This window comes from Sphingobacterium sp. T2, assembly GCF_000814685.1.
Taxonomy (GTDB): Bacteria; Bacteroidota; Bacteroidia; order Sphingobacteriales; family Sphingobacteriaceae; genus Sphingobacterium; species Sphingobacterium thermophilum.
Window position 1 is genome coordinate 11,886 of sequence record NZ_JXAC01000023.1, and the last position, 24,686, is coordinate 36,571.

Annotated in this window: 22 protein-coding genes and 3 pseudogenes; 8 read left to right on the forward strand and 17 right to left on the reverse strand. The window is 41.7% G+C overall.

Going from position 1 to position 24,686, the window contains the following annotated elements:
* Nucleotides 1-5: 5 nt before the first annotated feature.
* Both SD31_RS02020 and SD31_RS02025 read left to right on the forward strand, forming a co-directional pair.
* Nucleotides 6-2,483: a glutaminase family protein gene (locus tag SD31_RS02020; protein ID WP_039052914.1), complete on the forward strand. Its 2,478-nt coding sequence runs from the start codon at nt 6-8 to the stop codon at nt 2,481-2,483.
* A 118-nt stretch (nt 2,484-2,601) separates the two neighbouring features.
* Nucleotides 2,602-4,110 (forward strand): carbon-nitrogen hydrolase family protein, encoded by a 1,509-nt coding sequence (locus tag SD31_RS02025; protein WP_039052925.1) that lies wholly within the window; start codon nt 2,602-2,604, stop codon nt 4,108-4,110.
* A gap of 25 nt (nt 4,111-4,135) precedes the next feature.
* On the opposite strand, the gene SD31_RS18060 is transcribed toward SD31_RS02025, so the two are convergent.
* The 4 genes and pseudogenes from SD31_RS18060 to SD31_RS02040 form a co-directional block, all read right to left on the reverse strand.
* Nucleotides 4,136-4,621, reverse strand: coding sequence for a hypothetical protein (locus SD31_RS18060; protein ID WP_231561063.1), 486 nt, complete (start codon nt 4,619-4,621; stop codon nt 4,136-4,138).
* Nucleotides 4,593-5,141 (reverse strand): hypothetical protein, encoded by a 549-nt coding sequence (locus SD31_RS18065; RefSeq protein WP_231561064.1) that lies wholly within the window; start codon nt 5,139-5,141, stop codon nt 4,593-4,595. The genes SD31_RS18060 and SD31_RS18065 overlap by 29 nt, the downstream gene beginning before the upstream one ends.
* 157 nt (nt 5,142-5,298) lie before the next feature.
* Nucleotides 5,299-5,625, reverse strand: coding sequence for a HesB/IscA family protein (locus SD31_RS02035; protein WP_039052915.1), 327 nt, complete (start codon nt 5,623-5,625; stop codon nt 5,299-5,301).
* A gap of 82 nt (nt 5,626-5,707) precedes the next feature.
* Nucleotides 5,708-6,876: pseudogene (locus SD31_RS02040) on the reverse strand (cysteine desulfurase family protein).
* Nucleotides 6,877-6,959: 83 nt separating this feature from the next.
* On the opposite strand from SD31_RS02040, the gene SD31_RS02045 reads away from it, so the two are divergent.
* On the forward strand, nt 6,960-7,796 hold the full coding sequence (locus tag SD31_RS02045) for a mechanosensitive ion channel family protein (protein ID WP_039052916.1): 837 nt from the start codon (nt 6,960-6,962) through the stop codon (nt 7,794-7,796).
* On the opposite strand, the gene SD31_RS16910 is transcribed toward SD31_RS02045, so the two are convergent.
* The 10 genes from SD31_RS16910 to SD31_RS02085 all read right to left on the reverse strand — a co-directional run bounded on the left by SD31_RS16910 (nt 7,793) and on the right by SD31_RS02085 (nt 17,067).
* A complete protein-coding gene (locus tag SD31_RS16910; RefSeq protein WP_197053482.1) occupies nt 7,793-7,939 on the reverse strand; it encodes a hypothetical protein in 147 nt (48 codons plus the stop codon). The genes SD31_RS02045 and SD31_RS16910 overlap by 4 nt on opposite strands.
* 208 nt (nt 7,940-8,147) lie before the next feature.
* A complete protein-coding gene (gene glpT / locus SD31_RS02050) occupies nt 8,148-9,374 on the reverse strand; it encodes a glycerol-3-phosphate transporter (RefSeq protein ID WP_231561067.1) in 1,227 nt (408 codons plus the stop codon).
* Between the two features lie 14 nt (nt 9,375-9,388).
* Complete coding sequence (locus SD31_RS18075) at nt 9,389-9,715, reverse strand: glycerophosphodiester phosphodiesterase family protein (RefSeq protein WP_316929725.1); 327 nt, start codon at nt 9,713-9,715, stop codon at nt 9,389-9,391.
* Nucleotides 9,675-10,301, reverse strand: a complete 627-nt coding sequence (locus SD31_RS02055) for a glycerophosphodiester phosphodiesterase family protein (protein WP_231561068.1) — start codon at nt 10,299-10,301, stop codon at nt 9,675-9,677. Before SD31_RS02055 ends, SD31_RS18075 begins: the two co-directional genes overlap by 41 nt.
* Nucleotides 10,302-10,462: 161 nt before the next feature.
* Nucleotides 10,463-11,941: a calcineurin-like phosphoesterase C-terminal domain-containing protein gene (locus tag SD31_RS02060; protein ID WP_052258554.1), complete on the reverse strand. Its 1,479-nt coding sequence runs from the start codon at nt 11,939-11,941 to the stop codon at nt 10,463-10,465.
* Nucleotides 11,942-12,077: 136 nt separating this feature from the next.
* Nucleotides 12,078-12,371, reverse strand: a complete 294-nt coding sequence (locus tag SD31_RS02065) for a hypothetical protein (RefSeq protein WP_039052917.1) — start codon at nt 12,369-12,371, stop codon at nt 12,078-12,080.
* A gap of 75 nt (nt 12,372-12,446) precedes the next feature.
* A complete protein-coding gene (locus SD31_RS02070) occupies nt 12,447-13,001 on the reverse strand; it encodes a hypothetical protein (RefSeq protein WP_039052918.1) in 555 nt (184 codons plus the stop codon).
* Between the two features lie 202 nt (nt 13,002-13,203).
* Nucleotides 13,204-13,938, reverse strand: coding sequence for an MIP/aquaporin family protein (locus SD31_RS02075; RefSeq protein ID WP_039052919.1), 735 nt, complete (start codon nt 13,936-13,938; stop codon nt 13,204-13,206).
* Between the two features lie 21 nt (nt 13,939-13,959).
* On the reverse strand, nt 13,960-15,459 hold the full coding sequence (gene glpK, locus SD31_RS02080; protein WP_039052920.1) for a glycerol kinase GlpK: 1,500 nt from the start codon (nt 15,457-15,459) through the stop codon (nt 13,960-13,962).
* 42 nt (nt 15,460-15,501) lie between these two features.
* The gene (locus SD31_RS02085) at nt 15,502-17,067 is read right to left on the reverse strand and encodes a glycerol-3-phosphate dehydrogenase/oxidase (RefSeq protein ID WP_039052921.1); all 1,566 of its coding nucleotides are present in this window, start codon (nt 17,065-17,067) and stop codon (nt 15,502-15,504) included.
* Nucleotides 17,068-17,194: 127 nt separating this feature from the next.
* Here SD31_RS02085 and SD31_RS18080 point away from each other — a divergent pair, with 127 nt between their 5' ends.
* Nucleotides 17,195-17,422 (forward strand): DeoR family transcriptional regulator, encoded by a 228-nt coding sequence (locus tag SD31_RS18080; RefSeq protein ID WP_231561069.1) that lies wholly within the window; start codon nt 17,195-17,197, stop codon nt 17,420-17,422.
* Nucleotides 17,423-17,438: 16 nt separating this feature from the next.
* A complete protein-coding gene (locus SD31_RS02090; RefSeq protein WP_231561071.1) occupies nt 17,439-17,963 on the forward strand; it encodes a DeoR/GlpR family DNA-binding transcription regulator in 525 nt (174 codons plus the stop codon).
* Nucleotides 17,964-19,671: 1,708 nt separating this feature from the next.
* Here the strand turns inward: SD31_RS02090 and SD31_RS21105 are convergent.
* On the reverse strand, nt 19,672-20,748 hold the full coding sequence (locus tag SD31_RS21105; RefSeq protein WP_039052923.1) for a hypothetical protein: 1,077 nt from the start codon (nt 20,746-20,748) through the stop codon (nt 19,672-19,674).
* A gap of 179 nt (nt 20,749-20,927) precedes the next feature.
* Between SD31_RS21105 and proS the strand changes: the two genes are divergently transcribed.
* The 3 genes and pseudogenes from proS (at nt 20,928) to SD31_RS21110 (ending at nt 24,032) form a co-directional block, all read left to right on the forward strand.
* A complete protein-coding gene (proS, locus tag SD31_RS02105) occupies nt 20,928-22,400 on the forward strand; it encodes a proline--tRNA ligase (RefSeq protein WP_039052924.1) in 1,473 nt (490 codons plus the stop codon).
* Nucleotides 22,401-22,469: 69 nt separating this feature from the next.
* Nucleotides 22,470-23,318 carry an NAD-dependent epimerase/dehydratase family protein gene (locus SD31_RS02110; RefSeq protein WP_197053484.1) on the forward strand — a complete coding sequence of 283 codons (849 nt, stop codon included), beginning with the start codon at nt 22,470-22,472 and terminating at the stop codon, nt 23,316-23,318.
* A pseudogene (locus tag SD31_RS21110) lies at nt 23,249-24,032 on the forward strand (TIGR02757 family protein). The gene SD31_RS02110 and the pseudogene SD31_RS21110 overlap by 70 nt, the downstream one beginning before the upstream one ends.
* An 88-nt stretch (nt 24,033-24,120) precedes the next feature.
* Here SD31_RS21110 and SD31_RS02120 read toward each other — a convergent pair.
* Nucleotides 24,121-24,534, reverse strand: coding sequence for a GNAT family N-acetyltransferase (locus SD31_RS02120; RefSeq protein ID WP_052258555.1), 414 nt, complete (start codon nt 24,532-24,534; stop codon nt 24,121-24,123).
* Nucleotides 24,531-24,686, reverse strand: a pseudogene (locus SD31_RS18085) (type I glyceraldehyde-3-phosphate dehydrogenase); the annotation flags it as partial. The pseudogene SD31_RS18085 and the gene SD31_RS02120, both read right to left, overlap by 4 nt.

Consider the following 24,686-nt stretch of genomic DNA (forward strand, 5'->3'; position numbering starts at 1 on the left):
ATATCATGAATTTTAAATTGAAAATTACACTTGTAGCTATCTTTTTGTGTGCTTTTTTAGGGGTATCAGCACAAAGGCAGGCAAACAGAAATGAGCTTCGTGCTCCTGCCTTTCCGCTGATAACCATTGATCCTAATACCAGTGCTTGGTCCTATAGTGATAACCTATACGATGATGCAGTGCGTCATTGGACAGGTAAGCCTTTTCCGCTCTTGGGAGTACTGAAAGTCGACGGCGTAGCATATAGATTTATGGGAAAGGAAGATATTGAGCTGGAAGCCATCGCCAAAATGGCGGAACAGGCTGGGTGGTCCGCAAAATTTACGATGCAAGAACCTTCCGCCGACTGGATGAATGTTGACTTTTCGGATGAAGGATGGAAAAGAGGAGAAGCTCCTTTCGGAACAAAGGATAAAGAGCCTGCAGCCAAAACAGATTGGCGGGAACCAAAAATATGGGTACGTAGGGAGTTTTACCTGAATGAGGATTTGCAGGGGAAACCTGTCTACGTGGAGTTTACCCACGATGATGATGCCATTATCTATGTAAATGGAATAGAAGTGGCCAACACCGGACAAGCGACAGGAAAAAATAGAAGGGTAAAACTGCCAGAAGCTGCAGTAAAAACTCTTAAAAAGGGCAAAAATGTGCTAGCCGGATACTGTTATAACCGCGTAGCTAATGGTTATTTCGATTTCGGACTATATACAGAAAAGAAGAATAGTGTGATATTTCCTCAGGCAGCCAAACAGTTGTCAGTAAATGTGCAGGCCACACAAACGCACTACGAGTTCGATTGTGGCCCCGTACGCCTTGAGGTTTCTTTTATAGCACCTCTATTGCTGGAAAATCTGGATTTGGTGTCTCGTCCTGTAAACTATTTGGCCTACACAGTGAAATCCTTAGACGGGAAAAAACACCAGGTACAGCTGTATGTGGAAGCCTCTACTAACTGGGCGCTAAACCATCCTCTGCAAGAGTCCACGTTGGCACAATATAAGTCTGGAGGATTGGCATATGTTAAGACTGGTAGCAAAAGTCAGGAAATCCTCGGCAAGAAGGGGGATGATCTCCGTATAGATTGGGGATATTTTTATATGGCTGCCGATGCTTCCAAGACAAGAACCGCCACAGGAGATGGACTAACCTTACGCTCGGCATTTATGAATGACAACAAACTGGACTCTTCAGATAAAGGAAGACAGCTGGTCTTAACGCAAAACTTTGCGGTGAGTAAAAGCTATTCCGACAAGATCCTGTTGGGATATGATGATATATATTCTATTCAGTACTTCGGACAGAATTTAAGGCCCTATTGGAATAGAAATGAAGATAGCTCTATAGAGAAACAATTCGAAGCTGCCCATAAAGAATTTGCAACATTAAAGACCGCTTGTGAAAAGTTTGATGTGGAGTTGTGGAACACGGCCATGCGTGTAGGCGGCAAAGAATATGCATCGTTGACAGCGCTCGCCTACCGTCAGTCTATTGCTGCCCATAAACTTGTAAAAGCTCCTAATGGTGATTTGCTGTGGCTTTCCAAAGAGAATGACAGCAATGGCTCTATAGGTACTGTGGATGTGACATATCCTTCAGCTCCTCTATATTTATATTATAATCCTGAGCTGGCTAAAGGCTTACTCAACCACATATTTTACTATAGTGAAAGCAAGCGGTGGAAAAAGCCTTTTGCGGCGCATGATGTCGGCACTTATCCGCTTGCCAATGGACAGACCTATGGGGGTGATATGCCTGTGGAAGAGTCCGGAAATATGGTTATCCTGACCTATGCGATAGCGCGCATGGAGCAGAATGCCGAATATGCCAGAAAACATTGGGAAGTATTGACCACCTGGACAGACTATCTTGTCGAACATGGACAGGATCCCGACAACCAGCTGTGTACGGATGACTTCGCAGGCCATTTTGCCCATAATGCCAACCTTTCTGTAAAAGCTATTGTAGCCATAGCTGCTTACGGTCATCTTGCCAAAATGTTGGGAATGAATGATGTGGCGAAAAAATATATAGCTAAAGCCAAAGAGATGGCTTCAATATGGAAAGTGATGGCGGCAGATGGCGACCACTATAAGCTTACCTTCGATAAGTCCGGGACCTGGAGCCAAAAGTATAATCTGGTCTGGGATAAGATTTTAGGGATGCATATTTTTGATGAAGACATCATTCAGACGGAAATCCAATATTATCTTACCAAACAAAATAAGTATGGTCTGCCTTTGGATAACAGACGTACTTACACGAAGACAGATTGGATTATGTGGACCGCTACCATGGCTGAAGACATAGATACTTTCCGGAAGTTTATCACTCCAGTATATAACTTTATGCATGAGACCACAGACCGTCTGCCCATGTCGGATTGGATTTATACGGATAAGCCAGTTCGTGCCGGCTTTAAAGCCCGTTCGGTAGTGGGGGGCTATTTCATCAAAATGCTAGAAGAAAAAATCAATAAACAATAATAAATTTAACTAGCTTTGGGTAGGTAACCTCATCAATTGGATGAGGTTACTTTTTTTATTGTTTTATAACAAACAATTTGAGAGTTCGAATTGTTATACCAAAAATATTATTCAATTTATGGATATTCATGTTCGATTGCTTTCGAAAAAGGATTATGCTGATTTGCGGAAATCCATGTCGAAGGCATATCATGGTATTGGAGGGATATGGTCTAAGGAAAATATTGTAGACCTTATAGATATCTTTCCTGAAGGTCAGTTTTGTGTGGAGGCCAATGGCCATGTCGTAGCTTGTGCGCTCTCCATAATAATAGATTCCAAAAAAACGTCTATTGAAGATTCTTATTTGGAAATCACGGATGATGGAAAGTTTACCAAGCACGACTACAACGGTGATACGCTGTACGGCATAGAGGTGTTCGTACATCCGGATTATCGTTCCCTACGACTCGGTAGAAGATTGTACGATAGCCGCAAGGAGCTTTGTGAGCAGATGAACCTCAAAGGCATAGTTGCCGGAGGACGTATTCCAAACTACTATAATTATGCGGATGAGATGAGTCCGCGCGTATATATCGAAAAGGTAAAACGTAAGGAAATATATGACCCTACACTTACCTTTCAGCTGTCTAATGATTTCCATGTGAAGAAAATCCTTAAGAATTATCTTCCCGGAGATTCGGAATCCAAAGAATTTGCCACCCTCCTGGAGTGGAACAACATTTATTACGACCCTAATGCCAGGGCTAGTTCAGCTACGAAACAAACCATTCGTTTGGGGTTAGTGCAGTGGCAGATGCGTCTTTTCGAAGATTTGGAAGATTTCTACGACCAAGTGGAGTTCTTTGTGGATGCGGTGAGTGATTATGGTGCCGACTTTATTATGTTTCCGGAATTTTTTAATACTCCGCTGATGCGCCCTTATAACGACCTTCCGGAGAGGATGGCCATGGAAAAGCTTGCCGGCTTCACTAAAGAAATTTCGGAGCGTATTTCTAAGTTTGCCGTCTCTTATAACGTAAATATCATTGCAGGCTCTATGCCCCTTTACGAACGCGGAAAACTATATAATGCCAGCTACTTGTGTCATCGTAATGGGCATGTAGACCAGTACCGTAAGATACATATTACGCCAAATGAACTCAAATATTATGGAATGGTGGGAGGTAACGAAGTCAATGTGTTCGATACTGACTGTGGCAAGATCGGTTTATTGATTTGTTATGATGTAGAATTTCCGGAGTTAGGACGTATCTTGGCAGAACAGGGGATGAAAATACTTTTTGTTCCTTATATGACCGATACGCAGAATGGATATATGCGTGTACGGCATTGTGCACAGGCCAGAGCCATTGAAAATGAATGCTATGTGGCTATTGCCGGTTCTGTGGGCAACCTGCCGCATGTCAACAATATGGATATTCAATATTCACAGTCAGCGGTGTTTACGCCTTCGGATTTTGCCTTTCCGAATAATGCGGTGAAGGCGGAGGCTACCCCTAATGCCGAAATGGTGTTGATCGCTGACGTAGATTTATATGCTTTGCGCGACCTGCATGAATATGGGACGGTACAAAATCTCAAAGACCGCCGTAAGGATTTATATTCTGTAAAACTGTTGAAATAGAATGAGCTGCCATAGGCAGCTCTTCTTATAATAGGTATATATTTTCTTCCGTCAATTTTTTCTTTTTATGTTCGTCCCAAATGCTTACCTGCACTTCCCCGATGTGGGATAGTTTCAACATAAACATGCATACGCGCGATTGGCCAATCCCTCCACCTACAGATTCTGTGAGTTGATCAGTCAATAGCATCTGATGAAAGGCTAATGAGGCTCTTTCCGGACAGTTACGTATTTCAAGTTGTCGCTGAAGGGCTTTCTTATCCACTCGTATTCCCATAGAAGACAGTTCGAATGCACTTTGGATCACGGGGTTCCATACCAATATGTCCCCATTAAGTCCTTCGTAGCCCTCTTCGTTCGGTGTACTCCAGTCGTCGTAGTCGGCAGCACGCCCGTCGTGGGCAAAACCATTGGAGAGCACTCCTCCAATACCATAGATGAATACCGCGCCATAAGCTTTTGCAATCTCATTTTCGCGCTCTTTAGGTGTCAGATCGGGATAACGTTGCAACAGCTCCTCGGAGGAGATAAAAGTAATGTCTTCCGGTAGTAACGGCTTTCAGATGTGGGTATTGGGCTTCTACATCTTTTTCTGTCTGCACCAGACATTGATAGATGGCTTTGACTGTCTGCTTCAGATAGCTTAGGTTTCTATTTTCCGGCAAGATTACTTTCTCCCAGTCCCATTGGTCTACATATATGGAATGTATAGGAGAGTAATCCTCGTCAGGACGCAAAGCACGCATGTCGGTGATAATACCTTCACCCGGTTCTAATTCCAGTTCTTTTAGACGAATGCGCTTCCATTTGGCTAATGAATGGACCACTACGGCACGCTGCTCGTTCAATGCTTTGATAGGGAATGATACCGGTCTTTCAATGCCATTAAGGTCATCGTTGATACCCGTGCCATCTAAGACAATTAAGGGTGATGAAATAGGAATTAGGTTTAGTGCTTTTTTTAGATATGTCGAAAAAGTATCCTTTACAAATGTTATAGCCTGCTCTCTTTTTAATAAATCTCTGCTCATTCAGTTATTAAATCTAATTGGTTATCTTTTGTGATAAATTGTAATAAAATTAATACAATATCAATCAAAATAATAATTGTAAAAAGTTTTTGTTGTGAATATAAAAAACAAGGAGCTGCATATATGCAGCTCCTTGTTTTTTATATTTTGTTGCTGCTTAAACGGAAAAACTTTCACCACATGCACATGTTCTTGTAGCATTTGGGTTGTGGAATTCAAATCCTTTTCCATTTAAGCCGTCAGAATAATCTAATTCTGTTCCTGCCAGATAGAGATATGATTTTATGTCGAGGCATATTTTTATGCCTTTGTCTTCAAAGATCTGATCGCCTTGTTTTTGTTCGTTGTCAAATTTAAGGTCGTAAGAAAGTCCGGAACATCCGCCACTCACCACGGCAACACGCACGAAATAGTTATCGTCGTACTGCTCGTCCTTCATAATCTGGAGGATTCTTTCTTTCGCTTTTTCTGTTACGGTAACCATAATTGTTAATCTTTTAAGATTGAAACAAAGTTCGTAAATAATTTGCAACGGACAATAGCAAAAGGTATTAATTTTGTCATTTTTATAAGAGGTTGGCCTTATACATCTGCCAGATTGGAGAGCTGTTTCGGATAGATTGTACTGCCATTTTTATCTTTTCAATGGCGCTGTCGAGCTCCTCTTTTGTGGTATATTTGGAAAGACTGAAGCGTATACTGCACAGCGCGTCTTCGGCATCTACGCCCATAGCTGTAAGTACATGGGAAGGGTCTCTATCTCCCGACACACATGCCGAACCCGATGATATAGCTATGTCAGGCAATTTGCTCATCAACTCCACACTCCGTACATATTTGAAAAGAATGTTGCTGGTGTTGCAAAGTCTTGGTACATGCGCTGCATGTATAGTCGTCTCCTCAATCTCGTCAGTAAGTCTGTTTTCGAAATACTTTCTTTTCGCTTCGATATCACCGGGGGTGGCCTCACTGAGCATTTCAAAAGCTTTGCCCATACCCGCTATTGCAGCAGTGTTGTATGTTCCGCCACGCAGACTATTTTCCTGTTTACCACCTGTGATGAGAGGTTCAATCTGTATGGGACGGGACTTGCGTCGAATGTAAACACCACCGATACCTTTGGGACCGTGTAGTTTATGAGCACTAAAGCAACATACATCTATGCCCGAATCACCATAGGTGAAGGGTAGTTTGCCTATAGCCTGCGTCGTGTCGCTAAAAAAGATAACCTTCCGCTGGGTGGCTATCTTGGCGATTTCCTCAACGGGATGTATTACACCGGTTTCATTATTGGCATGCATGAAGCACATCAATATGGTGTCTGAGGTTATGGAACGTTCCAATCTTCGAGAGAAATATTCCCATCTTTATCTAAGGAAAGATAAGATATCCGGGCTCCTTTTTTCTGTAAAGCTTCCAAGGTGGATAGTACCGCTTTGTGTTCCGCTTTGGTAGTAATGATATGTTTTCCTAGATGTTGATATCTCTCCCAGATTCCCCGTAATACCATATTAATGGACTCTGTCGCGCCACTGGTAAAGAAAATTTCCTTTGTCGATACTCCAAAATATGTGGCAATCTGTTTTCTGGCGGTTTCCACAGCATGGTTGGCCGCACGTCCTAGTCTGTGCTGCAAGCTGGAAGCATTGCCATAGTCCTCCTTCAGGTAGGGAAGCATAGTGTCCAATACAGCATCATCCACCCGTGTGGTAGCATTATTGTCCAGATAAATCATACGATAAAGTTATCTAAAAACTAGGTATTATTCATTTGAAAGTTGTATATTCTTCGGATACAGAAAATTAATAGCAAGACTTTATGGAAAATTATGAAGGAAGAATTGAAAAATTAATAGACCTCTTAGTATTAAAAGTGCCGGAGATAATTGCGGGTCTATTAATTCTAATTATTGGCCGATACGTTATTAGCTTGATTTTAAAGATTGTAAAATCCAGGTTTGAGAAAAGGAATATCGATATTTCTATTCGAGGGTTTATTCTCAGTTTGTTAAAGTTTGTATGTTATACGCTTTTAATTCTAACCGTTGCTAGTACAGTAGGTATACAGACGACATCCTTTATAGCGGTATTGTCTGCTTTTGGCTTAGCGGTAGGGCTGGCATTGCAAGGAAGTCTATCCAATTTCGCGGGAGGGGTTTTGATACTTTTATTCCGCCCCTTTGAAATTGGTGATTATATCGATAGTGAAAACGGCGCTAGTGGGACGGTGGAAAAGATTGATTTGTTATACACCATTCTTAGGGACGCCAATGGCATAAGTGTATTCAGTCCGAACGGCACATTGGCCAATTCTGTAATCAAGAATTATACAAAAATTACTTCAAGAAGATTTGAAATTGTTATAAGGATAGGATACGATGATAATATTAAAGTCGCTCGAGAAGCGATTCTCCAAATTCTTCATGCAGAAAAATCAATTTTGAAAAAACCGGCTCCAATAGTATTTGTGGGTTCTCTAGGGGACAGCTCAGTAAACTTGACGGTACGGGGTTGGATAAGCCGTGATGAATATTGGGATATATACAATCATCTTCAGGAGAAAATTAAAATGGCTCTTGATGAAAGAGGCATCACAATTCCTTATCCGCAAACGGAAATGCATATCAAAAATCTGCCAAAAGATATAGCCGGTTAATCCAAGGAACGGGTAAGTACATAGTAACGGTATGCTACTATCGCTAGTTGAAACTTAGATAATTTGGAAGGGTCTTTTTTGCTGTATTTAGGTAAGACCGCCTTATTGAAAGCATTTAGGATTTTGAAAAGTTTCTTCTTCATAAGTTCTGACTTGTGATATCTAATTTAACAAAAAAGTCTTGTGATATGTTCACAAGACTTTTTTTGGAATATTAAGGAATATATATTTTGGTTAAACCTTATGCATTAAGGATTTCTTTTTCTTTTTTCCATGTAAAGGCGGTGAATACAATCGCTAGGATAGAGGAAGCTAAAATCACTTCGAAGGAAATATCCCAACCTTTGTTGTCTACCAACCTCCAAGGGCCGCATTGGCCAACATATCTCCGATGAAATAGCCGAAGAGGCCTGTAAGCCCAGCAGCGGTACCTGCAGCTTTCTTAGGAACGAGATCTAGGGCCTGCACGCCGATAAGCATCACCGGACCGTAGATCAAGAAGCCTATAGCCCAAAGAGCAATATTGATAATCCATGGTGAAGAGCCTGGCGTAACCCAATAAAAGAATACGGCGATGAAGGTGGCTGCCATGAAGATAATGGTAACAGGAGCACGACGACCCTGAAACAGCTTATCACTCATGATACCACAAAGGATAGTGCCAGGAATTGCGGCAAGCTCATAGATAGAGGCTGCCCATGCGGCCTCCGATGACGAATAGCCTTTGGCCTCCTGCAAAAAGGTAGGAGCCCAGTTGACAATACCGTTTCTTACCAGGTAAACAAATGCATTGGCTATAGCGATAAACCAAAGCATCTTATTGTTGAAAACATATTTGAAGAAAATTTCTTTGGCAGTAAGCTCCTGTTCTTGGGACTCTTCATAGCTCTTCGGATAGTCGTTTTTGTATTTCTCGATAGGAGGTAAGCCACAAGACTGTGGGGTGTCTCTTACCGTTAGTACCGCAATAATGGCGAAAAGGATAGCCACTAAGCCCGGAAAATACAGTCTAGCTTGCCAATCAACAAATAATTCTACCCCGAGGATGGCTAAGGGGCCTACCAAGAAACCTCCTACGTTGTGCGCTAGGTTCCATATAGACATAGTCGTACCGCGTTCCTTGATCGAAAACCAGTGTACTACCACACGACCACATGGAGGCCAGCCCATCCCTTGGAACCATCCGTTAAGGAATAGAAGGATGAACATGACTAGTACGGAAGAGGTGGCGAAGGATGAAAATCCCATGAAAATCATCGTCAGCGATGATAATACAAGACCCAGAGCCAAGAAATAACGGGCATTGCTTCGGTCAGAAACATTTCCCATCACAAATTTACTTATCCCATATGCAATGGATATGGCTGACATGGCTAAGCCCAGCTCCGCCTTGGAATAGCCTAAAGAATCTTGTAAATCTTTGACAGCAAAAGAGAAGTTCTTACGAACAAAATAATAAGCCGCATATCCTAAGAAAATGCCTATGAAAACTTGAATTCTCAGCTTTCTGTATTCTGGATCTATACGGTGTTCTGGTAATAATTCTTTGTGTTTTGGTGGTTTTAAAAATCCTAACATGTTATCTTCTGTTCTTAAAATAAATTAGGGTAATCACTAATAATTCCGTCTACGTTCAATGCTTTTAGCTTCTCTATTTCTTCTTTAGTATTTACGGTCCAAGGAAGAACTTTTATACCCATGGCATGGGCATCTTTTACGAATTGCTCGGTTACGATTTTGTAATTAGGGCTGATAATGAAAGGTTTGAAACCTAACTCCTCTACCAACTCTTTAACTGTCTTGGTGTTTTTGGCGTCGATAAGATAGGATGTACGAACTGTTGGATATTGTTTGTTTATATATTGGATAGTACGTTTATCAAAAGACTGTATAACTGTTCTCTTGTCTATTGCCTTTATCCAAAATGATTTTTAATATCAGGTCCGAAAATTCTTTTGGCTCAGGATGTGCCACATTGTCCTTCTTCTCATTACTTTTAGTCTCGATATTGTAAAACATCTTCTTGCCTTTGGAAGCAGCATATTTTTCTGCTTCGTCAATAAGATCTGATAGAAGAGCAATCTTTGTCGAAATTTTTCGCTGTTGAGGGAAATCCACATTGCCTTTTAACCCCAAGTCGAACTGCTGAAGTTGCTCGTAGGTGTAATTATAGATCAATCCTTTATTGTCTTTTCCCTTTAATTCTGATCCATCACTGTAGGTCACGAATTTAGGATTGAGGAAATCATCGTGGTAAACTACTACTTTTTTGTCCTTTGTGATGTTGGTCGAATCCATCTCCAAGGTGGTGACGATAGGGAAGTCTATAGACATTTTCATACCGCCGATGGAGTTTTCAGGATATAAGCCTCTACCACCACGGTGAGCTTCGTAAGAAAATTTAGGGAAGTCCACATAAGTATTACGCTCTTTTTTTACTGCACACGATGTGGAGGCAAGTATCAAAGAAACAATTGCTAATGATATTTTTAAAGGTTTACGCATAGATACAGATTTAAGTGTTCTAATATACATCAATAAAAAAGAATAAACATACGATGAAAGTATGTTTATTCTTTTTCGTTATTTCATTGCCGTATTAAACGTCTTTGGTCGGGTCATCGTCTCCTGATATTTATTGCCGTATTCATCTTCCACCGTAATTTCTATGGTCGATGTAGGCTGGATGCCGTAACCAAAAATAAGTGTGACGTGTTGTTCGTAACAAAATCCGATGTAGGGGCCGCATTGGCATTCAAACGCTTCAGCTCATAAGAGATAATATGAAGTGGGTCTTTCTTATTCACGCGGCTAACGGTAAGGTTGTTGCCGTTTTCTTTCACGGTAATTTTCCAGTTTGGCTGATAACCCCATACATTGATTAGGATTTGGTTTTTGTCATTTACGACAGCATATTCTCCTGCATATTCGGCAACTTGCGACTTATAAGTGGCATTGGCATTAGGAGCGAAGGCGTCCGCTGTGATATGAACTTTGTTAAGATCGTATGCTCTGAACTGATAGTTCTTATCGAAGCCTATGCTCTTGTAGTAGAATCTAAGGTCTTTGCCGCTATTTTCCATGACGCCATATCCTCCGGGACTGCCATCCTTGCTGATATGGTTGTCGGCATAGCCGGAGCGACCTGTCCACCACCATGTAGCACATATCGCTGCGATATTGTATTCTGTCACGTTGGTGTTAGTACTGTTATTAGGCAGAATTCTGTAATTGTAGTGGGTATGACCACTAACTACTTTCACGTTTTCGAAGCCCGAAAGTGCGGACATGAAAGCATTGTAATTGGTAAGTCGGCTTGAATATACGTTGTTCACATTAGGGACGTTGTGCAGCGGAATGTGCATCACCACCACTATTGGCGTGGACTTATCGGTGATAGTGGCAAGGTCTGCTTTTAACCAGTCTATCTGATTTTGGGTTAATGTGGCATTATAGTTTCTGCTGCCTATAATTCCTAGACCACCGCCAGTGTTGATGTATATGATATTATCCAATACGATATAGTGTACCTTACCTAGATTGAAAGAATAGTAGGTAGGGCCGAAATTTTCACGGAAAGGTTTTTCAGAAAGGAAATCGTTTGCCACATAGGGGTCATTGTCGTGATTTCCCATAGCATGGAATATCGGAAAGTTAAAATCCTTGATAAGGTTCTTAAACTCCCTTAATCCAAAATTGTTGGAGTACCAATACAGATCCCATGTCTGGTCACCTACAGTAATGGCATAGAATTTTTTGTTTTGTCCCTTTACTTGATTAGCTAGCGTGTTTATATCGTTTACAAAACCGTTTCTGAATTGTGCAATGTCGTCGTTTCTGTTGGCGATATGCATGTCTGCCAAGAACGCTACGACATGATTTTCATTGTTGGCAGGGATAAGTTCGAAATCTACAAGATCTATTTTCTCCTTGCTAGAAGAGATAGGCTTGTAGAATTGAGGAATGGAATTTGTCACGGCAACTTCGTAATTGGAAGGTATAGATACGAAGACAAATCCATTAGTTTTGTTGGATGAAAGGTAATAGATACCATTTTCGTCCGTGGTGGTCACCGTCTCTCCGTCCGACACGACTACGTTTGGCACTCCTTTGCCTTGGCTATATACCGATCCTTTTATGTTCATTCCTTGCTTATCCGGAATATTGGCGTTAAAAACAATAGTAATGGTTGTTTCGCCGAGAAGTTTACTCTTATTGTCGCGTTGTATATATATTTCGTATGTATCAGCAGGAATGTTGTCTTTGGTTTCGACTACAATCTCATTGTCCTTGAGCTGTTTTATGGTGAATATATATTGTTGAGAAGAATTCCTTTTTTTTCAGCAATATGACGTCGTTTTTTTCAAATCCTTTTCCTCCAATGGTGAATGTTTTGCTGTTGTCAATAAGGTAGGAAGAAGCTAAGGACAACTCGGTAATGGTTATAGGCTTTCCTGTTTCATCTGTAGGAGGGGTAGTAGTGGATGAACCGCCGTCTTTGCTACAGGAGAGAAATAAGGTTCCGAAAGTCAGCAGGAAGATGCTTAAAACGTGTATGAAAAAACGTGTCTTCATAATTGGTGTTAGTTAGGGTTAAAAATAGCTATCAGCCAGCTTGCGCTGACTGATAGCTTGATATAGGTTGCAAGTTTAGTTGTTCTCGAAGTATTGATAGATTGCAAAATCATCAACTCCCAAACGTCCGTTGGAAACGGTGTTGTTACTTGTTCCTAAGCCCAACTTGTTGATTCGGAAACGAACAGGCTGTTTGATATTCATCATGAATACGGCTTGTTTAGGCGTCTGACTTTGCGAGGTGGGGTGTGCGTCGCTGATAGGATCTCCTATACGATGCCATGTCTGTCCTTGATCTACCGAATACTCCAATTGGAATGTACAAGATTGATCCGTATAGTAGGAACCATACCAGAAGGTAACTTTCGAGGCACCATTAGGCACGTCGAAGTTCATCTGTGCCAACGCACTATACGAAAGGTTTTGCTGGAACCGTAAGGCCTGTTTTCCTGACACTATACGATCACGACCTGCAGTCTCTCCTTGAATAACATAATATAAGTACCAAGTTCCTGTAGACATGGTCAACAAATTTTGCGTAGCACTTACGTTATAACTTGTTTTACCTTGATATGGCTCCTCGAAAGTTTCTGGCCATCCTGGATACAGCTTACCCGAAGGATACAGCATGTCTTCAAATTTTTGTAGACGTAATTCAGGTCCTTCTTGAGACGCAATTACTACCCCTTGGAACGTAGGTCTAATTGTTTATTTTTGTGCGAAAGTGCAAAGCCAATATTAGCATAATGTTATGCTAATATTAAGCTATAATATTTGGTTATCCTTTTGGTTTTAGTTATCTGTTTGTTTTAAATGTCTTTTATTCCCTCCTTTATTTAATTATTGCCGAGTATAGAAGTGTTGCTAGAGCTGCTCCCAACATAGGACCTATTACCGGTACCCAAGCATATTCCGCATTGAAAGAAGCCTTGTTTTTTATAGGCAGCAAGGCGTGAATAATGCGAGGTCCTAAATCCCTTGCCGGATTTATAGCATAACCGGTAGTTCCGCCTAAAGATAAGCCTATGGCCCACACCAAGAATGCTACAGGCAGCGCTCCTATAGAGCCTAAACCTATAGTTGTTGGGGTGTCTTGATTAAGCGTAGCGTCCTGGAAATTTAGAATCGTGAAAATTAGTACAAAAGTACCTAACGTTTCACTCAACAAATTTCTAGGAAGATTTTTTATAGCTGGAGCAGTACAGAAGACAGCTTGTTTGGCATGCATATTCTCTGTCTGATCGAAATGGTCTTTGTACATAGCCCATACGAAAAACGCTCCTGTCATGGCACCAGCAAATTGAGCTGCCATATACTGAAGAGCTGTGCTGAAATCCATCTCTCCCCTCATGAGCACAGAAAGGGTTACTGCACAGTTAAGGTGAGCTCCACTATATGGAGCGGCTATGTTTACGCCCACAAACACGGCGAGAGCCCATGCTGTGGAGATAACTATCCAGCCGGAATCGTTTCCCTTGGTCTTGTTGAGTACTACGTTGGCCACAACACCTCCTCCCAAAAGAATCATTACGGCTGTACCAAGATATTCTGCTAATATTGGTGTCATAATTTCGTGGTTTTAAAATTATTACTTGTAATTAGCCCAAAACTTTACAGTCTCGGTCGCTCGTTTCCATTCTTTCAATGCAGCAGCATATTGTCCTTCGTCTTTGCGGAAATCAAAAACTTTGTCCTCTTTCCATAAAGTTTTCAATTCCTCGATATCCTTCCAAAAGCCTACTGCCAAGCCGGCCAAAAAGGCTGCTCCCATAGCTGTAGTTTCTGTCACGGCAGGACGTATAACTTTTGTCTGGACAATATCAGTTTGATATTGCATGAGGAAGTTGTTGTTGGTAGCACCTCCGTCGACCCGCAATTCCTGAATCTTACTTCCGGCATCATTTTCCATGGCTTTGAGGATGTCATAGGTCTGATAAGCAATGCTTTCCAGAGCCGCACGAGCGATATGAGCATCGTTGGAACCTCGCGATAGCCCTACGATGATGCCTCTGGCATTAGCATTCCAATGCGGAGCACCTAAACCTGAAAAAGCCGGCACAAGGTACACACCGTTGGTGTCCGATACACTTGTTGCCAGCTTTTCTACTTCAGCAGATGTTTTAATTATTCCCAGTTCATCTCTAAGCCATTGTACTACAGCACCACCAATGAAGATACTTCCCTCCAAAGCATAGTTTACCTGATCTCCTATTTTCCAGGCGACGGTAGTTACCAGCTTGTTTTTCGAGATGACCGGCCTATTTCCTACGTTCATCAACATGAAGCAGCCGGTACCATATGTGTTTTTCGCCATGCCTTGTTCGGTACAAAGCTGTCCGAATAAGGCGGCCTGCTGGTCTCCGGCAATGCCTGCAATAGGTATGTTGACGTTTCCTATTTCTAATGAGGTATGCCCGTAAAGTTCGGAACTGCTACACACTTGTGGCAGCATAGATTTTGGAACTTCAAAAAGTTCCAGCAACTCGTCATCCCATTCCAATGTGTGGATATTGAGTAGGAGGGAGCGAGAGGCGTTGGTCACGTCAGTGACATGCTTTTCTCCCTTGGTAAGGTTGTATACCAACCATGAATCTACGGTACCGAATGCCAGTTCTCCTCGGTCAGCCATTGCTTTGGCCCCTTCCACATTATTCAGTATCCAATGGATTTTGGATGCCGAGAAATAAGAGTCTATCAGCAATCCGGTCTTTTCCTGAATAAGTTTATCAAGGCCTCGATCTGCTATAACTTTACAGTAGTCTGCGGTACGTCGGTCCTGCCAAACTATAGCATTGTATATCGGCTTTCCGGTTTTACGGTTCCATACAATAGTGGTCTCACGTTGATTGGTGATACCTATTCCTTTGATAGCTTCAAGCTTGACGTTAGCTTTCGCTATAACTTCGGTCATCACTGCTAGCTGCGTGGACCATATCTCTTGCGGATCATGTTCTACCCACCCCGATTTAGGATAAATCTGAGTGAACTCCTTCTGCGCTATCTCTACAATTTCTCCCCTATGATTGAAGAGTATAGCTCGGGAGCTTGTGGTACCTTGATCTAAGGAAAGAATAAATTCTTTCTTCATATCGTAATTTAGTTTATTGGTTATCTTTAATGTAATTGAACACTAGAGCGTGTAATTTGCTACTAGATTTTTATAGCTTTCAAGCTGTGCATCAATCCAAGCCTGATCTTTGCCCAACTCTTGAGCCATAAGCTGTGCCACACGTGGTGCAGCCTGCAATGATGCCTTAGCATCTAACAGTAAGAAGCGCACCCGTCTAGCCAAGAAGTCTTCCACATTGTAGATCATTTCGTTGCGGCAAGACCATATTACTTCTGCCTCAATAAATTCAAAGTCCGGATGTAATTTGTTGCCTAAGCTTGGATTTTCTTTTACCAATGCTTGGATCTTTTCTGCATCGCTGCCGTATACCTGCCAGTGTCCTGCTCTCTTTTCTGTAGAATAGCCGTGAATAGGCAGGTGGGTTGTCTTACAATCTTTAGGAATTAATTTTCCTACAGCAATAGCCATGTCTACTGTTTCTTCGGCCATCTTGCGGTATGTTGTCCACTTACCTCCGGTGATGGTGATAAGATCTGAGTCGCTCTTTATTAGTTTGTGGTCGCGAGAGATCTCTTTTGTGCTGTTACCATCGTTATCCTTAGGTGCGGCCAAAGGTCTTAAACCCGCAAATACACTTAACACATCCTTACGTGTAGGAGGGTTTTCCAAATAGTCAGCAGCTGTATTAAGGATAAATTCAATTTCTTCTTCCAGAGGTCTTGGTTCTATTTTGTGTTCATTCAGCGGAGTGTCGGTAGTTCCCAACAATACTTTGTCATGCCATGGCACACCGAACAATACGCGGCCATCGCTGGTTTCGGGAATCATCAGTGCATCTTCCTTACCCAAGAATTTTTTATCAATTACGATGTGTGTACCTTGTGAAGGTCGAACCAAGTTTTTATGTGTAGCAGTGTCCAGCTTTAAGATATCATCCACGAAAATACCTGTCGCGTTGATGACAGCTTTTGCTTTTACAGTATATTTTTTGTTTGTATCTCTGTCAACGAATTCGATGCCTTCCACTTTACCTTCTCCGTTTTTGAGTATGCCTGTAACTTCAGCATAGTTTAATATGGTAGCGCCATGTTCACACGCTGTTTGGCCCAAGTTTAATGCCAAGCGAGCATCGTCAAACTGACCATCAAAATATTGAATACCACCGATCAGATTCTTTTGGTTTACTTTCGGAAGCTTATTAATTACTTCTTTTTTGCTTAATAAAGTTGATTTCCCAATACGAAGTCTTCCGGCCAACCAATCATAAAGTTTCAGACCTATAAGGAATTTATATTTGCTGAATATATTATATGATGGAATGACAAAACCTTGTACAAATGAGACGTGAGGCGCATTTTTGAATATCAAACCACGTTCTTTCAACGCTGAAATCACTAATTTCACGTCTCCATTAGCCAAATAGCGGACCCCACCGTGTACTAGCTTTGTACTCTTACTTGATGTTCCTTTCGCAAAATCGTGTTTTTCAATAAGTAGTGTTTTATATCCACGCGAGGCAGCGTCTACGGCTATACCTAAGCCTGTAGCCCCACCACCTATAATCGCTATATCCCATTCTTTGGTGTTTTCAATTGTAGATAAAGAATCGTTTCTGGTAAATTTCATAGCAAAATGATTGTATTGTCTTTCGATTTTAAAGTAAAATTAGAAAAAAATGAAAATAAACGAAAGAAAATGAAGATAATATTTTTTATTTTGGTTTGCTAGTCTATTTTATATTATATTAGACTATATGAATAATGTCGAACGTCACCAGCATATTATAAGGTTAGTAAACAAAAAAGGCCATGTTTCCGTAGTGGAACTGTGCGATATCTTGGGAGTTTCTTCTGTAACAATCCGTAAGGATTTGCAGTTTTTGGAAGACTCAGGTCTGGTGTACCGCACACACGGTGGAGTCACCAAGCAAAATCCCTATCAGACCGATAGGCCGGTAATAGAGAAAGAAGAAAATCCATGAGAAAGAGAAGCAGGCTATAGCCAGGGCGGCATCCAAATTTGTAACTGCAAACGATTCAATCATCATAGGGTCGGGAACTACCACGCAGTTCTTGGCTAGGGAAATAGTGCCGCAGGGCCATCTTACCGTCGTGACGTCGGCATTGAATGTGACTTTTGAATTGCTTAAGCATGCCAATGTGGAAGTGATACAGCTCGGGGGCTCTGTACGACACACTTCTTCTTCGGTGACGGGACTTTATGCGATGCAGATTCTGGACCAGTTTTACTGCTCCAAGCTGTTTCTTGGTGTAGACGGTATCGATTTGGAATATGGTATATCGACCACCAGCGCTCAGGAAGCCCTACTCAACCAAAAGATGATTTCTGTAGCCCATCAAGTTATTGTCCTTGCTGACTCTAGTAAATTTGGGCGTAAAAGTTTCGGAAAGATAACGGATTATTCGCAGATAGATGTCATCATCAGCGACGACATACCGAAGCCTTATTTGGACCGATTTGATTCTTTAGGGATTCAGACTATCATTTGTGGAAAAGGATAATGCGGCACTTCATAAACACAAAAAGCGAAGGAATTTCCTTCGCTTTTTGTGTTTATATCTTTATGGATATTAGAATTTTGTTCCTATGGTAATTAAAGCGTTTGTTTTATTGTGCTTTAAGTTGGCGATAGGCTCATAAATTCCTCTGTCTATCCAGAAATTACTTAAAGTATAAGGAGCCACACTATAAGAATTATAGTTGTGAACCACTGCGAAATCCAGATAAGCCGAATTACTCAACTTAATTCCTAGTCCCAAGCTTGCATTAAGGTTGGTCTCTTCGGAGCCTTTGAATGCGTTGCCGAAGTAGTTGAATCCGGCGCGGCCACTAAGAATATTATTAAATAGATATTCTCCTCCGAGTCTAAGATTCCAAGTACCTTTCAACGATTCTTTAATGCCATTATTAATTTCTCCATACACATCCGCTCCATATTTTACAGAATAAGTGGTGGTATTATATGCCACGTATTCTATTTCTGCAGTCAAAAGGCCTCTGCTGTGAAATTTGGTAGCTCCCACAGAAAATTTCCACGGAGTATTCATGTAATATTCGCTTTGGCTTGAATACAGGTTGGATTCATAAGAACTTAAAGGTGTGGAAGAGGTGGCATCTTCGTAAAAATCCACATCAGTAAAAGCTTCAGTTGACTCATTAATGGTAAGCCAAGTAGGTGTTGTAACTGTCAAACCTAAATTGATGTCCGCGGTAGGTTTATAGATTAAGCCTAATTTGAAATCTATACCTTTGCCTTCTGTGTTTTGCCAATACTCGTCGTATAGCTCATAATTCTTGTCACCAAAACGTTTGTAAGTGTTCGAATTAGGATCTGCAAATGGTGAGTCCGGATTGTCTTGGGCTACTTCATTAGCACGTTTAGTCCATCCGTATTCTTCGAAAACTTTCGTTTTATCGTATTGAAAGAAGGAAGTACGAATACTCGCTCCTATATACAGATTATTGTTGTAATTGGCTCCTAAACTAATAGCTATATTGCTGTGTGCTCCTTTTGTGAAAAGATCATTGTATTGAACTTTATTGTCTTTTTCCACCGCAAGAGGGAAATACCTATTTTCTGGATTTGCAAAAAGTTCTACCAGATTAGAATTTTTAAAGTCTGAACGGAAGGTGGCGTCGTCTTCCATTAGGTCCGTAAGACTATTCACATAGGAAGATTCATTGTTTACCCCGGAGTATTGTAACGTATTGTTGAAATTTTGCTTTCTGTTATAGCTAATGCCGAAACCAAAGCTTTGCCAGCCTCTATAGTTCTTGATTTGATTAATGGTAGGTAGTGCGAGGACGACCCCAGCCTGGGAGATGCCGAAATGACCCTTTTTACTGGTTGAATTAGAGCCTAGGAAGCTTGTTCCGTTACTGTTGTGCATATAATCGAATGTGATACTAGCATCCGACCGCGAAAAGAAGCCAAGACCTGCCGGGTTACCGTTGATGGAAGAAATGTCTCCACCAAGTGCGGTCTGGGCATTTCCTAACGCTTTAAAACGTGCTGAACCCGAGTTGTCATCTCGAGAAAAGGTAAAAGCATCGTCTACTGATTGTGCCCAAGAGGTCTGATAACCGGCCCCTAAAGATAAGGCTAGCAAAACAACGTTTTTGATGTTCATATTTTTTTTACGTAGATATAATGAAGTATTTAACAGCCAGATGCAATAGATCTGGCTGTCTTTATCATATAGTAGATTATTATCTTCTTGTCGATCTAGACGAAGAGCCCGATGAAGAAGAGCTTGAGGAGCTTCTTCCGGAACTAGAAGAGGTAGAGCTAGACGAACCTCCTGTAGAGCGTGATGTAGGGGTGTAGGTAGGTCTGCTATCCGAGCCATTGCTTGAACGGCTTGGAGGTGTCGTAGGTCTTACACTTCTGTCTGGCGTAGTGCTTCTTGAGCTACCTGACGTCGTAGATCTGTTTGAACTGCTTCTGTCCGAAGTGGTACTTCTTGGTGTAGTCGTACTTCTATCCGATACTGTTCTGGAAGTCGTCGAACGACCTTCTGAACTTCTGGACGATACGCTTCTGTTTACAGTACCCTCGTTACGGCGTGTAGAGCGTGAGGTAGTGACGATACGACCGTTTTGATCTCTATTCACACTGCGTGATACGGTAGCACGATTAGAGGACGTTGTGCCACGACGGTTGTTGACAGTCAAACGAGTGTCGTAATTTCCTCTGTTGAGCGATCGTGTAGAATGGTAGGTAGGTCTTGTTACTACATGGCTATATCCAGGTCCGTAACCATAGCCATAATACGGATGTCCCCAATAGTTATAGTAGGAGTTATATCCCCAGTAAGAACCATAATAGTAAGGGTATCCCCAATTCCAATAGAACGAATAGTAAGGATAAGACCATCCGAAGCCATACCATCCCGCATTCCATCTCCAGGAATTCCATGAATACCATCCTAATCCATAGCCCGGATATCCAAACCAAGGATCAAAAAAGGGGTCGAAATAAGTAAAACCAGGAGCGGCATAGTAAAATCTGTTGATACGGTTAGCGTATTCCAGCTCTTCATATCCGTCCTCATACTCTTCGTCAGAATATTCGTCAGCGTAATAGCTACTGTTATTTTGGTTATTGTATTCCTCATCCGAATAATAATAATCCGGACTTTGGTATACTGTTGGACGTTCAGCATTAGCTTGACGGTTATTATACACGTCATCCTTATAGGCAATCTGTCTGCTTGTAGAACAAGAGCTGATTGCCAAGGCTGCTGTTATCGCTAAACAACTTATTATGGTTCTCTTCGTTTTCATGACACTTTATGGCTATGTGTATGGATAATCCAATGTCTTTTTATTAACTTAGACGCGGATTTTTGAAAAGGTTTAATCCTCGTTCAAAAATATAAATATTTTTTTCACTACCGCACTTTTTTTGGTTGCATAGTGACCTTTTTTCTGAAATACAGTCATTTAAATAAGCAAATAAGGAAATGAGTAAAGGAATAACAAGCAGAAGTGAGGATTACTCACAGTGGTACAACGACTTGGTAATTAAGGCTGATTTGGCAGAATATTCAGCTGTACGGGGATGTATGGTCATCAAGCCTTATGGATACGCTATTTGGGAGAGAATGCAGTCCATCTTGGATAAGCGTTTTAAGGAGACGGGACATAGCAATGCTTATTTTCCTTTATTTATTCCTAAATCCTTTTTTTCTAAAGAGGCTTCCCACGTAGAAGGTTTTGCTACAGAGTGTGCTGTGGTGACACACTACCGTCTTAAGAATGACGGCACCGGTAATATCGTGGTGGATGAAGATGCCAAGCTGGAAGAAGAACTTATCGTGCGCCCAACATCAGAGACTATCATCTGGAATACCTATAAAGGGTGGATAGAGTCCTACCGTGACCTTCCTATTCTAGTGAACCAATGGGCCAATGTGGTGCGTTGGGAGATGCGTACGCGACTATTCTTGCGTACAGCCGAGTTTCTATGGCAGGAGGGACATACAGCACATGCTACCGCGGAAGAAGCTATAGCTGAAGCCAAACAGATGTTGGAAGTATATGCCGAGTTTGCCGAAAAAACATTGGCAGTACCTGTTATCCGTGGTCGCAAGACTGAAAACGAACGTTTTGCCGGAGCGTTGGAAACGTTCACTATCGAGGCATTGATGCAGGACGGTAAAGCCTTACAGGCCGGAACATCCCACTTCTTGGGGCAAAATTTTGCCAAAGCTTTCGACGTAAAATTCACTTCTAAAGAAGGCAAACAAGAGTATGTATGGGCAACCTCATGGGGTGTTTCTACGCGTCTGATGGGAGCTTTGATTATGGCGCATTCGGACGACAAAGGGTTGGTATTGCCTCCACGTCTGGCTCCAATACAAGTGGTTATTGTGCCTATTTACAAAACTGACGAAGAGAAGGCTAATATTGACGCTTATGTAGAAAAGTTGTCGGCAGAACTGAAGGCCAACGATATTTCGGTTAAGTATGATGACCGTGATACACAACGTCCTGGATTTAAGTTTGCCGAATGGGAGCTTAAAGGGGTGCCTCTGCGTGTGGCTATCGGTGCTCGCGATATGCAGAATGGTACGGTAGAACTAGCACGTCGTGACACGCAAACCAAGGAAACGGTGTCGCAGGAAGGTCTGAGCACACGAATCGTGGCTCTTCTTCAGGAAATCCAAGAAACGATTTACCAAAAGGCTCTTAAGTTCCGTGATGAGCATATCACAGAAGTAAACTCTTACGAAGAGTTTAAGGAAGTGTTGGAAACCAAAGGGGGCTTTATCTCTTGTCATTGGGATGGTACAGTAGAAACGGAAAAACGTGTAAAAGAAGAAACCAAAGCTACCACCCGATGTATTCCTTTAGACTTCCAAGAGGAAGAGGGAGTATGTATTTTCACTGGCAAGCCTTCGAAAGGTCGTGTGTTATTCGCCAAAGCTTATTAATAAATATATCTTTACGATATTGGGAAGAGCAAAGAATTTTTCTTTGCTCTTTTTGTTTAACTTCGTCATATGAAAATTCTGATATTAGGTTGCGGATGGGTAGGAGAAGAGGTTGCCAAAAGCTATAAGAAAGACGGGGTGGATGTTTATGTGACATGCACTTCCGAAGAGAAGAGACAGCGTCTTGCCGCTATGGGGTGGAACACTGCTGTGGTCGACTTCGACCAAGAGGAAAGAATTCCTCATTTTCCGGCAAAATTTGATTTCGTATTAAATAGTATTCCCGCGAGTTCCAGAAGTTCGGAAGAAAAGGTGTTTGCCCGATTTCGAAGAGTAAGGAAGTTTTTGGAGGCTATTTCATTTCGCAAGCAGATTTTTCTGAGTTCGGTAGGTATTTATCCGGATGAGGATGGCGTTTTTGAGGAATCCTATTCCGAAAAATTAAACTTGCGTTTACTTGGCGCGGAGCAGTTTGTATCCTTAAACAATACAGTGATTTATAGGTTGGGAGGGCTGTTTGGCAAAGAGCGCATTTTTGCCAAATACTTTCAGCACAAGATATGTACGACGGGAGAGCAACCGGCCAACTTTGTACACGTGGATGACGTGGTCAGGCTTATTTTATCAGGTTTTGAGAGCGAGTTGAAATCTACCCTTTACAATATCGTGGCCCCCGAACATCCGAAGAAAAAGGAAGTCATCCTGGCTTCAGCGAAAAAATATGGATTTGCTTTGCCTTCTTCTTTGGTGGCGGACCCATCTTTTCAGAAGATAGTCGATGGTTCTGCTATAGTACGTGATTTGAATTACAGTTATATCTTTCCGTCTTCCTTTAAATTTTTAGTGTCATGTTGGATTTTAACCTCAAAGAGTTTTTGGATAAGAAGGTCCTCCAGTACAATCGTCCAGGCTTTATAGACCATGATCCGGTTTGTATTCCTCATCTGTTTGAGAGAAAGCAGGATATAGAGATTATGGGTTTTTTTGCCGCGGTGTTGGCTTGGGGACAGCGCAAGACCATTATCAATAAGTGTAGAGAGCTTGTGGAGCGTATGGAAGGGCAACCTTATGAATTTATTCTTACCCACAGAGAAGAAGATCTTAAGAGGCTTTTAGGGTTCAAACATCGTACGTTCAATGATACAGACTTGCTATATTTCGTTTCTTTCTTTCGTTATCATTATAGTCGTTTTGAGTCATTGGAAGATTGCTTTTCTCATAGGTCAGGAAGATGTGGCGCCAGACGCTATTTCAATTGAAAAGGCTTTGAACGAATTTAAAAATTACTTTTTCTCCTTGCCGGATTATCCTTTGCGTACCAAGAAACATATCAGTTCTCCAGCACAGAAATCTACCTGCAAGCGATTGAACATGTTTTTGCGCTGGATGGTCAGACATGACGAGCAGGGAGTGGATTTCGGTATTTGGAAAAGGATATCTCCTTCGCGGCTTATATGTCCATGTGATGTTCATGTGGAGCGTGTTGCACGAAAATTTCATCTCATAACCATGGATAAGGTAACATGGAAGACCGCTGTAGAGCTCACGGACAACTTGTTACAGCTGGATGCCCAAGATCCGGTGAAATATGATTTTGCATTGTTTGGTCTGGGGGTAGAAGGAGAGATGTAGTGAATGTATTCCTATAAATTAGAATAAGTGAGAAGAGCAGGCTTTTGTTGAAAATGCCTGCTCTTTTTATAATAATTTAAACATTTCTCTATGAGGGCCTATACCTGGGATATCGAATTCGTCCGACATGTATTCGAATCCCAGCGATTCGATAAAAAGGAAAAGCGACCGTTCGGGCGTTGAACCAAAGATAGTCTATGTCCAGTTGTTTTTTCAGGTGGTCTATGGCTGCGTTTAGCAATTCGGCAGCATAACCTTTCCTTCGGTGGTCAGGATGTGTGGCCATACCGCGGAGTCTGTATGCCGGTTTTGGCAGCTTTCCGTGGTCCTCCTTCATGCAGGTTAGAATACATACTAACTGATTGTTGTCATCGAAGTATCCGAGATGGAAGGTGGTAGGCAAGAGGTCGTGTTCGAAAAGGCATTGTTCCTCCGGCAGTCCGTTTCGGAGTACCAAGGAACGTAGAGGTAAAGTTTGCTCGGGACGTATAAAACGTATCATCTGGTGCTTAATATAGCTAAAATGTCAACTAATCTGTTAGAGTACCCAAATTCATTGTCATACCAGCCTACAACTTTCACTAGCCCACCTACTATAGAGGTAAGCTTGGCATCAAAGATGCAGGAGTAAGGGTTATTGATGATATCCACCGA